This is a genomic window from Pseudokineococcus sp. 5B2Z-1 (assembly GCF_037482305.1).
In the GTDB taxonomy this organism is placed as follows: Bacteria; Actinomycetota; Actinomycetes; order Actinomycetales; family Quadrisphaeraceae; genus Pseudokineococcus.
On sequence record NZ_JBBHZG010000001.1, the window covers coordinates 757732 to 769312 of the forward strand.

Consider the following 11581-nt stretch of genomic DNA (forward strand, 5'->3'; position numbering starts at 1 on the left):
CCCTCCTGCCGGGCCCCGGCCGGGGCGCGGCCGGGCGGGCCCGGGCGGGCCGGGCGGCTGCCCGGGTGGCGGAGGGCCGGCTCGCCTAGCGTGGGGCGGATGCCTCCTCCGCCCCCTCCCGTTGCCGGCCGCGCCCGCGAGCCGCGCAGCCTCGCGGACGACCTGCGCGGGCGCGACGAGGACGCGCTCGTCGCGCTGCTGCGGGGCCGCCCCGACCTCGCCACCCCGGTGCCCGCGGACACCGGCGCGCTGGCGGTGCGGGCGAGCACCCGGCACAGCGTCCAGCGGGCCGTCGACGCGCGCAGCCGCGCCGAGCTCGACGTGCTCGCGGCCGTCGTCGTCCTCACCGCGGGCGGCGGGTCGACGGGCACCGCCGCGGTCGCCGCTGCCGTCGGGCTGCCGCAGACGCGCACCGCCCCCGTGCTGGCCCGTCTGCGCGAGCTCGCGCTGCTGTGGGGCACGCCTCGGTCGCACACCGGCGTCGGCGTCCTCGCGGACGCCCTCGGCCCGCACCCGGCGGGCCTCGGACCCGCGCTGCTCGACCTGCTCGACCAGACGCCCGCCGCCCGGCCGCGCGCCGAGGCCCTCGGGCGCCTCCTCGACGTCCCGGCGCTCGAGGGCGCGGCCGGCCTGTCGGCCCGGCTCGCCGACCCCGCCGGGCTCGCGGCGCTGCTCGGAGCGGCGCCCGAGGGGACCCGCGAGCTGCTCGGCCGCCTCGACGCGGGCGGCCCCGTGGGGCAGGTCTCCCGCGCCCGCCGGGAGGTCGACGTCGCGGACGAGGCCGACGACGTCGCCCCCCTGGACTGGCTGCTCGCGCGGGCGCTGCTCGTGCCCGTGGGCGACAGCCGCGTCGTCCTCCCCCGCGAGGTCGGGCTCGCGCTGCGGGAGGGACGCGTCCTGCGCGAGCCCGCCGCTCTCGAGCCGCCGCCCCTGCCCGGCCGGCCCGCGCCGGCGGGGCGGCGCGACGCGCTCGCCGGCGGCGCCGCGGCCGAGGTCGTCCGCCTGGTCGACGCCCTCGGGCGCGCCTGGGAGCAGCGCCCGGCGCCGCTGCTGCGCGCCGGCGGCGTCGGCGTCCGCGAGCTCGCCCGCACGGCCGCCGAGCTGGAGGTCGACGCGGGCACGGCCGCGCTCGTCGTCGAGGTCGCCGCCGCGGCCGGGCTCGTCGCCGAGGACGGCGAGGCCGACCCCGCCTGGGCGCCGACGCCGCGCTACGACGCGTGGGCGGACGGCACCACCGGCGAGCGGTGGGCGGCGCTCGCGTCCGCCTGGGCGGCGATGCCCCGCCTGCCCTCGCTCGTGGGCGACCGCGACGACCGCGGCAGCGCCCGCGCCGCCCTCTCCGACGCCGTCGCCCGCCCGCAGGCGCCCGTCGTCCGCGCGCTCCTCCTGTCCGCCCTGGCCGAGGTCCCGGACGGGGAGGGCGCCGCCCCCGAGGACCTCGCCGGGCGCCTGGCGTGGCAGCGCCCGCGGTGGGCCCCGGCCCGCGACGCCGCCCTGCTGCGCGTGCTGCTCGAGGAGGCCGCCTGGCTCGGCGTCGTCGCCTCGGGCGCCCTCTCCGCCGCCGGGCGGGCGCTGCTCGGCGACGACGGCGCGCCCGGCCCGGACGACGAGGCCGCCGCCGCGCGGCGCCGCGCGGCGGCCGCCGTCCTCGACGAGGCCCTGCCCGCCCCGGTCTCCGAGGTGCTCCTGCAGGCCGACCTCACCGCGGTGGCGCCCGGCCCCCTCGAGCGCGACCTCGAGCTCGAGCTGTCCCTCGCCGCGGACGTCGACTCCCGCGGCGGCGCGACGGTCTACCGCTTCGACGGCGGCACCGTGCGCCGCGCCCTCGACGCGGGGCGGACGGCCGACGACCTGCTCACCTTCCTCGCCCGCGTCTCGGCCACGCCCGTGCCGCAGCCGCTGGAGTACCTCGTGCGCGACGTGGCCCGCCGCCACGGGCGCGTGCGGGTCGGCTCGGCGGGCGCGTACCTGCGCAGCGACGACGAGGCCTCCCTCGCCGAGCTGCTCGCGGAGCGGCGCGCGGCCCCCCTCGGCCTTCGGCGGCTGGCGCCCACGGTGCTCGTCGCCCGCGCGGACGCCGCGGAGGTGCTGCGCGTTCTGCGCACCCTCGGCCTCGCGCCGGCCGCCGAGTCGGTCGACGGCACCCTCGTCCTCGACCGGCCGACCGCCCGCCGCACGCCCCCGCGGCGGCCGCCCCGCCCGGCGCCCACGCAGGTCGCGCCCGACGAGGCGACCGCGCGCAGCGTCGTCGCGGCCCTGCGCGCCGGCGACGAGGCGGTCGCGGCGGCGCCCGCCCCGCCGCCGGGCGCGCCGCTGGTGCCGCCCGCCGACCCGGCCGTGTCGCTGTCCGAGCTGCGCCGCGCCGCCGCCGACCGGCGTCCGGTGTGGGTGGGCGTCGTCGACACCACCGGCGGGCCGAGCAAGGTCCACGCCCAGCCGCTGCAGGTCGAGGGCGGGCGCATCACGGTGCGCGACCTCACGACCGGCGCCGTGCGCGTGCTGTCGGTGCACCGGGTGACGGGGACGGCGCCGGGCTGAGGACCACCGCCTCGTCCGGCCGCCGGACGGGCCGCCGGACCCGCCGCCGAGGGCGGGCGGCGGCGGTAGCGTCACGGACGTCCACCCCGTCGGCGCCGCAGGACCGCGGCGGCCCCAGCAGCGAGGAGCAGCCGTGAGCCACCCGGACTACCCGTACGGCCCCGACGCGCCGGGGACGCCGCCGCGCAGCCCGTGGCCGGGCACCGGGGGCGGTGCGCCCGACGGCGACGACCGGCGCACCGCCCCGGACGGTGGCGCAGCGGCCGGCGCGCCGCAGGGGGAGGTCGGCGAGGGGACCGGTGGAGAGGCCTCCGCGTGGGGCCGCGACGCCGGCGGCCCGCCCCCTCCCCCGCCGAGCCCGGACCCGTGGCGCTCGGACCCGCGCGGGTCTGACGCGGGGCGCACGTACCCGGGAGCCTCCGAGCCGGGGTACTCCCAGCCGGGGTACTCCCAGCCGGGGTACTCCCAGCCGGGGTACTCCCAGCCGGGGTACTCCCAGCCGGGGTACTCCCAGCCGGGGTACTCCCAGCCGGGGTACTCCCAGCCGGGGTACTCCCAGCCGGGGTACTCCCAGCCGGGGTACTCCCAGCCGGGGTACTCCCAGCCGGGGTACTCCCAGCCGGGGTACTCCCAGCCGGGGTACTCCCAGCCGGGGTACTCCCAGCCGGGGTACTCCCAGCCGGGGTACTCCCAGCCGGGGTACTCCCAGCCGGGGTACTCCCAGCCGGGGTACTCCCAGCCGGGGTACTCCCAGCCGGGGTACTCCCAGCCGGGGTACTCCCAGCCGGGGTACTCCCAGCCGGGGTACTCCCAGCCGGGGTACTCCCAGCCGGGGTACTCCCAGCCGGGGTACTCCCAGCCGGGGTACTCCCAGCCGGGGTACTCCCAGCCGGGGTACTCCCAGCCGGGGTACTCCCAGCCGGGGTACTCCCAGCCGGGGTACTCCCAGCCGGGGTACTCCCAGCCGGGGTACTCCCAGCCGGGGTACTCCCAGCCGGGGTACTCCCAGCCGGGGTACTCCCAGCCGGGGTACTCCCAGCCGGGGTACTCCCAGCCGGGGTACTCCCAGCCGGGGTACTCCCAGCCGGGGTACTCCCAGCCGGGGTACTCCCAGCCGGGGTACTCCCAGCCGGGGTACTCCCAGCCGGGGTACTCCCAGCCGGGGTACTCCCAGCCGGGGTACTCCCAGCCGGGGTACTCCCAGCCGGGGTACTCCCAGCCGGGGTACTCCCAGCCGGGGTACTCCCAGCCGGGGTACTCCCAGCCGGGGTACTCCGGGCCGGGCTACTCCGACCAGGGGCGCTGGGGCGGGGGCTCCGACGTGGCGCGCTACGGCGGGGACACCGGCGACAGCCGGTACGACGGGGGCACGCCGCCCGGAGGGGCGCTGCCGACGTCGACGCTCGTCCTGCTCATCGTCTCCGGCCTCGCCGTCTTCACCGGCGTCGCGACCCTCGCCGGGGTGCCGGCGCTCGTCATCGGCGTCGTCGCCGCCACCAGCGCGTCCACCGACCGGGCGCGCGCGGAGCGGCTCACGCGCACGGGCTGGCTCGTCTTCGTCGGCGTCATCGCGGCCGTCGTCGTGCTCGCCGTCCTGGCGCTCGTGCTCTTCCTCGTCATCGGCGGCGGGCTCATCAGCGCGGGGGCCGGGGGCTTCTAGCCCGTCCCGGCGCAGGACGTCCTGGGCGCAGACGTCCCGGGCCCAGACGTCCCGGGCCCAGACCGCCGCGGGAGGACGCGCCCGGGCCGCGGGAAGGACGGGCGGCGCGCGGCGGTTGGACCCTGAAGCCGCCGGCCCCCCCACACGCCGGCACGTCCAGCACCGTCCCCAGCAGCACCGGAAGGACGCCCGTGAGCGACGGCCCCCTCATCGTCCAGAGCGACAAGACCCTCCTGCTCGAGGTCGACCACCCCGACGCGCCGGCCTGCCGGAAGGCCATCGCGCCGTTCGCCGAGCTCGAGCGCGCCCCCGAGCACGTCCACACCTACCGGCTCACGCCGCTAGGCCTGTGGAACGCCCGGGCCGCGGGCCACGACGCCGAGCAGGTCGTCGACGTCCTGCTCGAGCACTCGCGCTACCCCGTGCCGCACGCGCTGCTCGTCGACGTCGCCGAGACGATGGACCGCTACGGCCGCCTCCAGCTCGTCGACGCGCCCGGGCACGGCCTCGTCCTGCACGCCACGGACGTGCCGGTGCTCGAGGAGGTGCTGCGGAGCAAGAAGGTGGCGCCGCTCGTCGGCGAGCGCATCGACGAGGCGACCGTCGCCGTCCACCCCAGCGAGCGCGGCAACCTCAAGCAGGTGCTGCTCAAGCTGGGCTGGCCGGCCGAGGACCTGGCCGGGTACGTCGACGGCGAGGCGCACCCCATCGACCTCGACACGAGCGGCTGGGACCTGCGGCCGTACCAGGCCGAGGCCGTCGACGGGTTCTGGGACGGCGGCTCCGGCGTCGTCGTCCTCCCCTGCGGAGCGGGCAAGACCCTCGTCGGCGCGGGCGCCATGGCCAAGGCGCGCGCGACGACGCTCATCCTCGTGACGAACACCGTCTCCGCGCGGCAGTGGAAGGACGAGCTGCTCAAGCGGACGTCCCTCACCGAGGACGAGATCGGCGAGTACTCGGGCACCCGCAAGGAGGTGCGCCCGGTCACCATCGCCACCTACCAGGTGCTGACGACGCGCCGGAAGGGCGTCTACCCGCACCTGGAGCTGCTCGACGCCCGCGACTGGGGCCTCATCGTCTACGACGAGGTCCACCTCCTGCCGGCGCCGATCTTCCGCATGACGGCGGACCTCCAGGCCCGCCGCCGGCTCGGGCTGACGGCGACCCTCGTGCGCGAGGACGGCCGCGAGGGCGAGGTCTTCTCCCTCATCGGGCCCAAGCGCTACGACGCGCCGTGGAAGGACATCGAGTCGCAGGGCTACATCGCCCCGGCCGACTGCGTCGAGGTGCGGGTGACGCTGCCCGACAGCGAGCGCCTGCTCTACGCGACGGCGGAGCCGGACGAGCGCTACCGGCTGTGCGCGACGACGGAGTCCAAGACCCGCGTCGTCCAGCGCGTCGTCGAGGCGAGCAAGGGCGAGCAGGTGCTCGTCATCGGCCAGTACATCGACCAGCTCGACGACCTCGGCGAGCGCCTCGGCGCGCCCGTCATCAAGGGCGAGACGTCGGTGGCCGAGCGCCAGCGCCTGTTCCAGGCCTTCCGCGAGGGCGAGCTGCACGTCCTCGTCGTCTCCAAGGTGGCCAACTTCTCCATCGACCTGCCGGAGGCCTCCGTGGCCGTGCAGGTCAGCGGGTCCTTCGGCTCCCGGCAGGAGGAGGCGCAGCGCCTCGGCCGCCTCCTGCGCCCCAAGGGCGACGGGCGCACCGCCCGCTTCTACACCGTCGTCTCCCGCGACACCCTCGACCAGGACTTCGCCGCCCACCGGCAGCGCTTCCTCGCCGAGCAGGGCTACGCCTACCGGATCCTCGACGGCGACGACGTCCTCGCCGGCTCGCTGGAGGCCGACGGCGCCTGACGGTCCGTCCCCGCCGAACCACGCCGACCGGCGCGGAGTTCGAGGGCCGACGCGCCGTCAGCGTGACCCGAGCGCGGACTTCGAGGGCCGACGCGCCGCGTCGAGGCCCTCGAAGTCCGCGCTCGTGGAGTCCCAGAGGCCGATCCGTCACAGCGCGCGGCGCACCATCGCCGGGACCGCCCCCGGCGTCAGGTTGTCCCGCCACGTGCACCGCACGAGGTCGTGGCCCAGCGCGACGAGGGCGTTGGCGCGCCACCGGTCGCGGTACAGCGCCTCGGGCGAGGAGTGCGGCGCGGCGCCGTCGGCCTCCAGGAGCAGCAGGCCCCGACGCTCCGGGCGCCGGTCGCGGAAGACCATGTCGCCGCGGGCCAGGAGCACGCCGTGCTCGTCGCGGACCTCGACCTGCAGGTCGTCCGGCGGGACGCCGCCGTCGTGGCACCGCAGGCGCACTCGGCTCTCGAGCACCGACTCCGCCCGGGCGTCCGCGAGCGCCCACAGGTCACCCGCCGCCGTCGTGCCCGGTCGACCGGCGCAGAGCCGCGAGGCCGTCGCGAGCTCCTCGGCGCAGCCGCTGCGCAGCGCGGCGTCCAGCAGGGCCAGGGCGTCGGGTCGGTCCAGACGGGGGACGAGGTCGGCCAGCGTCCGGGCCCGCGAGGTGACGGGCAGACCGGCGAGGTCGACCACCTCCCCCGCTCGCGGGTCCCAGCGGTGGACGACGAGGGGCCGCGCGCCGACCTGCACCTCACGGTCGCAGGCCAGGTGCAGGCGACCGTCCCGCGGGCCGCTGGGGAGGTCGTGGAGGGCAGCGGCCGTCGGACCGGCGACGACGGCGCCCCGGACCGTGAGCGCGGCCGCCCGGGCCCAGGAGCGCTGGAGCGTGATCCCCGTGCGCCACGTCTCGAGCAGGGCCGTCCCGCGCAGGAGGGGCTACCACTCGCCGCGGCGCACCATCGAGCGGACCAGCTGGGGGGACGCCCCGGCACCGAGCACGTCGGCTCGGCCGAGCACGCCGTCCTGCCGGGCGGCGACGTCCGTCAGCCGCCGGACGGCCGCCTCGTGCGCGGGGGAGAGCGACCGGACGTCCACGCCGGCCACCGTCGCGGTGGACGGCGTCCGTGCCGGGCCCTCCGCCGCCGCTGTGGACGGCCGCGCCCGGTCCGGCCGGTGTGCGCACGGACGGCCGCGGACTTCGAGGGCCGGACGACGGCGTGTCGCCCCTCGAAGTCCGCGGCCGTGAGGGCGGCTCGGCGCGCCGTCCCTCGAAGTCCGCTGTCGTCTCGGCGTCAGGCCGGGACGACGTCCACGCCGACGACGCGGCGGTCGGCGGTGGTGACCGGGTGCGCGGCGCCGGTGAGCTCGACCTGCGCGGTGAGCTCGACGTCCGCGCACGACGGGCCGACGCGCAGCTCGAGGGCGCCGGGCTCGACGACGCGGGTCATCGAGCGGTCGGTGAAGGCCACGCGCGTCGTCGGGACGTCGAGGACGACCTCGGCGGCCTGCCCGGGCTCCAGCTCCACCCGCGCGTAGCCGAGCAGCTGGGTGATCGGGCGCGTGACGGAGGCGACGGGGTCGCTCGCGTAGAGCTGGACGACGTCGGCGCCGGCGCGGTCCCCGGTGTTGCGGACCGTCACCGACACCTGGAGGGCGCCGTCCGTGGGCACCTCGGTCTGCGCCACGCGCAGGTCGCTGCGCTCGAACGTCGTGTACGACAGCCCGAAGCCGAAGGGCCGCACGGGCAGGGTGTCGATGTTGCTCACCGAGCTCGCGGCGCCCAGCTTGGGGTGCAGGTAGGAGTACGGCTGGGCGCCGACCGAGCGGGGCAGCGAGACGGGCAGGCGCCCCGACGGGTTGACCCGCCCGGAGAGCACGCCCGCGACGGCGCCGGCGCCCTCCTGGCCCGGGAAGAAGGCCTGCACGACGGCGGCGCAGCGGTCCAGCGCCCAGTCGACGGCGTAGGGGCGGCCGGTGAGCAGCACCGCGACCACGGGACGGCCGGTGTCGAGCAGGGCCTCGAGCAGCTCGCGCTGGACGCCGGGCAGGTCGAGCGACTCGGCGTCGCACCCCTCCCCCGACGTGCCGCGGCCGAAGAGCCCGGCGCGGTCGCCGAGCACGGCGACGACGACGTCGGCCCCCTGCGCCTCCTCGACCGCCGCGGCGATCCCCGACGCGTCGGCCGTGTCGACGTCGCAGCCGCGGGCGTACGAGGTCGTCGCGCCGGTGAGCTCGCCGCGCAGCGCCGCGAGCAGCGACGGCGCGTCGAGCCCGAGCTCGACCCCCGGGTGCTGGGCCAGCACGTGGTTGGCGAAGCTGTAGCAGCCGAACAGCGCCGGCACCTCGTCGGCGTTCGGCCCGACGACGGCGACGCGGCGCTCCGCGGCCGGGTCGAGCGGCAGCACGCCGTCGTTGGAGAGGAGGACCACGCCCTCCTCGGCGATGCGGCGGGCGAGGTCGCGGTGGGCGGGCGGGTCGAGGTCGACCTCGCCGACCGCGTCGGGGTCGAAGGTCGCGTCGAGCAGGCCGAGGCGCTCCTTCTGCGCGAGCACCCGGCGCAGCGCGCGGTCGACGAGCGCCTCGTCGGTGAGCCCCTCACGGACGCGGGCCGCGAGCGGCTCGAGGTAGGCCGTGCCCGTGGGCAGCTCGACGTCGATCCCGGCCGCCAGCGCCTGCGCCGCGGCGTCGCCCGGGTCGCCGGCCACGCCGTGCAGCGACTGCAGGAAGGCGACCGCGAAGTAGTCGGCGACGACGGTGCCCGTGAAGCCCCACTCCCCGCGCAGCAGGTCGGTGAGCAGCGTCGCGTCGGCCGCGACGGGGACGCCGTCGACCTCCGCGTAGGAGTTCATGACCGAGTCGACGCCGCCGTCGAGGACGGCCATCTCGAAGGGCGGCAGCAGGACGTCGGCGACCTCGCGCGGCCCGGCGTGCACCGGCGCGAGGTTGCGGCCCGCGCGGCTGTTCGAGTAGCCGACGAAGTGCTTGAGCGTCGCGACGACGCCGGTCGACTGCACGCCGCGCACGTACGCCGTCGCGACGGTGCCGACGACGTACGGGTCCTCGGCGATGCACTCCTCGACGCGGCCCCACCGGGCGTCGCGGACGACGTCGAGCACCGGCGCGAGGCCCTGGTGGACCCCGAGGGAGCGCATCGACTCCCCGATGGCGGCGCCCATCTCCTCCACGAGCTCGGGGTGGAAGGTGGCCCCCCACGTCAGCGGCGCCGGGAAGGTGGTGGCCTTCCAGGCCGCCAGTCCCGTGAGGCACTCCTCGTGGACGAGCGCGGGGATGCCGGGGCGGGTGCTCTCGACGAGCCACCGCTGGCGCGCCGCGAGCGTGCGCGCGCCGGCCACCGGGTCGACGGGCGCCGTGCCGAAGGGGCGCGTCAGCTGCCCGAGCCCGCGGGCCGCGAAGGACTCGAACTCGGCGTCCTCGGACTGCATGGCGTCCTGCATGGGGGCGACGTCACCGCCCTCGCCGTCCCCGCCCTTGCCCTCCCAGAGGCCGACGAGCTGGGCGAGCTTCTCCTCGAGCGTCAGGGACGCCAGGAGCTCCTCCACGCGGGGCGACGCCGGGACGTCGGCGGTGCTGGAGGAGGGCGTGGTGTCGGTGCTCATGGGGTCCTTCCGGGAGGGGTGGGGCGGGCGCGACGGTACGGCTCCTCAGCCCTTCACGGCGCCCTGCAGGCCGTTGACGATGCGTCGCTGCATGGCCAGGAAGAAGACGAGCGCCGGGATCATGGCGAGGGACGTGAAGGCGAGGACCCCCGCAGTGTCCTGCGCGTACTGCGTGGAGAAGCTCGCCACGCCGAGGGGCAGCGTCTGGGACGCCGGGTCGGACAGCACGAGCAGCGGCAGGAGGTAGGCGTTCCACGACGCGACGAAGGCCAGGACGCCGACCGTCACGAGCCCCGGCCCCGACAGCGGCAGCAGCACGCGCCAGAAGAAGCCGATGCGCGAGGCGCCGTCGATGGCGGCCGCCTCCTCGAGCTCCTTCGGCAGCGCCGCGAGGAACGGCCGCAGGATGACGACCGTCAGCGGCAGCGCGAAGGCGGCCTGCGGGAGCGCGACGCCCCACACCGTGTTGGTGAGCTGCAGGTCCCGGACGAGCAGGAACAGCGGGATGATCGCCACGGTCAGCGGGAAGAGCAGCCCGAGGGTGAAGACGAGCGCCAGCGCCTCGCGCCCCTTGAACCGGTAGCGGGCCAGCGGGTAGGCCGCCATGACGCCGAGCACCGAGACCACGACCGTCGTGATGAGCGCGACGAGCGTCGAGTTCAGCGTGTAGCGCCAGAAGCTGGCCGACGTCAGCACGTTCACGTAGTTGTCGACGACCCACGGGCTGGGCAGGCCCACCGGGTCCGCGGCGAGCTGCGCGTTGGAGCGGAAGCCGCCGAGGAAGGCGTAGGCCACGGGCGCGACCGTCACGACGACCACGAGCGCGGCCACCGCGTAGACCAGGGGTCCGCCGCCGCCGAAGGAGCGACGGCGCCCGCGGCGGCGGGGCTCGGGCTGCAGCGGGACGGGGCGCCCGGGGGCGGGCGTCGTCGTGGGGGCGCTCATCGCGCGGCCCTCCTCGGCTTCGGCGCCACCTCGTTGTCGCGGCGCAGGACGAAGGTCTGGTACAGGACGGCGAGCACGAGCGAGATGACGAAGAGCAGGACGGCGACGGCGGAGGCGTAGCCGTACAGGCCGCGCTCGGTGCCCTGGTTGATGAGGTAGATCGCCATCGTCACCGTCGAGTTGGCGGGGCCGCCGCCGGTGAGGATCCACACCATGTCGAAGAGCTGCAGCGAGCCGATCATCGACAGGAAGCCCCAGGTGCGGATCGTCGGCCCGAGCAGCGGGATGGTGACCCGGCGCTGGACCTGCCACCACGAGGCGCCGTCGAGCTGCGCGGCCTCGTAGACGTCCTCGGGGACGCCCTGCAGGCCGGCGAGGAAGAGGATGACCGCGAGGCCGAGGTACTTCCACGTGAGGACGACCATCACGGTGCCGAGGGCGATCTCCGGGTCGCCCAGCCACAGCTGGGTCAGGCCCCCGAGGCCCACGCCCTCGACGACGGCGTCGACGAGGCCGTTCGGCTGCAGGAGCAGCACCCACACCACACCGGCGACGACCTCGGCGAGGACGTACGGCATGAAGATGACGACGCGCAGGAAGCCGCGGCCGCGGATGTCCCGGTTGAGCAGCAGCGCGATGGCGAGGCCCAGCGGCAGCTGGATCGCGATGGACAGCGCGATGATGACGAAGTTGTTCACCACCGCGCCGGTGAAGACCGTGTCGCCGAGGGCCCGCGCGTAGTTGTCGAGCCCGACGAAGTCGTCGAGCGGCCCGAGGCCGTTCCAGTCGAAGACCGAGTAGCGGACGGCCTGCAGCACCGGGACCACGACGAACAGACCCAGCAGGACGAGCGCCGGGCCGGTGAAGAAGGCGATCTCGAGGCGCGTGCGCGTCCTCGCGGAGAGCCGCGAGGACGAGCGCCGCCGACCGCCCCCCGACGGGCGCGCGGGCGCCGCCGACCGGTCGGACCGGTC

8 protein-coding genes are annotated in these 11581 nt (G+C 76.9%); 3 read left to right on the forward strand and 5 right to left on the reverse strand.

All coding sequences use genetic code 11. The annotated features are described in order from the left end of the window. Positions 1-99: 99 nt before the first annotated feature. The 3 genes from WDV85_RS03150 to WDV85_RS03160 all read left to right on the forward strand — a co-directional run bounded on the left by WDV85_RS03150 (position 100) and on the right by WDV85_RS03160 (position 6054). Positions 100-2538 carry a helicase-associated domain-containing protein gene (locus WDV85_RS03150; RefSeq protein ID WP_339569228.1) on the forward strand — a complete coding sequence of 813 codons (2439 nt, stop codon included), beginning with the start codon at positions 100-102 and terminating at the stop codon, positions 2536-2538. Positions 2539-2671: 133 nt separating this feature from the next. Continuing rightward, on the forward strand, positions 2672-4198 hold the full coding sequence (locus tag WDV85_RS03155; protein ID WP_339569229.1) for a hypothetical protein: 1527 nt from the start codon (positions 2672-2674) through the stop codon (positions 4196-4198). Positions 4199-4389: 191 nt separating this feature from the next. Next, positions 4390-6054 carry a DNA repair helicase XPB gene (locus WDV85_RS03160; protein ID WP_339569230.1) on the forward strand — a complete coding sequence of 555 codons (1665 nt, stop codon included), beginning with the start codon at positions 4390-4392 and terminating at the stop codon, positions 6052-6054. 147 nt (positions 6055-6201) lie between these two features. Here the strand turns inward: WDV85_RS03160 and WDV85_RS03165 are convergent, their stop codons facing one another. The 5 genes from WDV85_RS03165 to WDV85_RS03185 all read right to left on the reverse strand — a co-directional run. Next, complete coding sequence (locus WDV85_RS03165; protein ID WP_339569231.1) at positions 6202-6795, reverse strand: hypothetical protein; 594 nt, start codon at positions 6793-6795, stop codon at positions 6202-6204. Between the two features lie 186 nt (positions 6796-6981). Then, complete coding sequence (locus tag WDV85_RS03170) at positions 6982-7140, reverse strand: type IV toxin-antitoxin system AbiEi family antitoxin domain-containing protein (protein ID WP_339569232.1); 159 nt, start codon at positions 7138-7140, stop codon at positions 6982-6984. A gap of 197 nt (positions 7141-7337) precedes the next feature. Beyond that, positions 7338-9662: a beta-xylosidase/alpha-l-arabinosidase gene (locus WDV85_RS03175; RefSeq protein WP_339569233.1), complete on the reverse strand. Its 2325-nt coding sequence runs from the start codon at positions 9660-9662 to the stop codon at positions 7338-7340. 45 nt (positions 9663-9707) lie between these two features. Continuing rightward, on the reverse strand, positions 9708-10607 hold the full coding sequence (locus WDV85_RS03180) for a carbohydrate ABC transporter permease (protein WP_339569234.1): 900 nt from the start codon (positions 10605-10607) through the stop codon (positions 9708-9710). Next, the coding region (locus WDV85_RS03185; RefSeq protein ID WP_339569235.1) for a carbohydrate ABC transporter permease at positions 10604-11581 on the reverse strand (978 nt) is incomplete at its 5' end. The genes WDV85_RS03185 and WDV85_RS03180, both read right to left, overlap by 4 nt.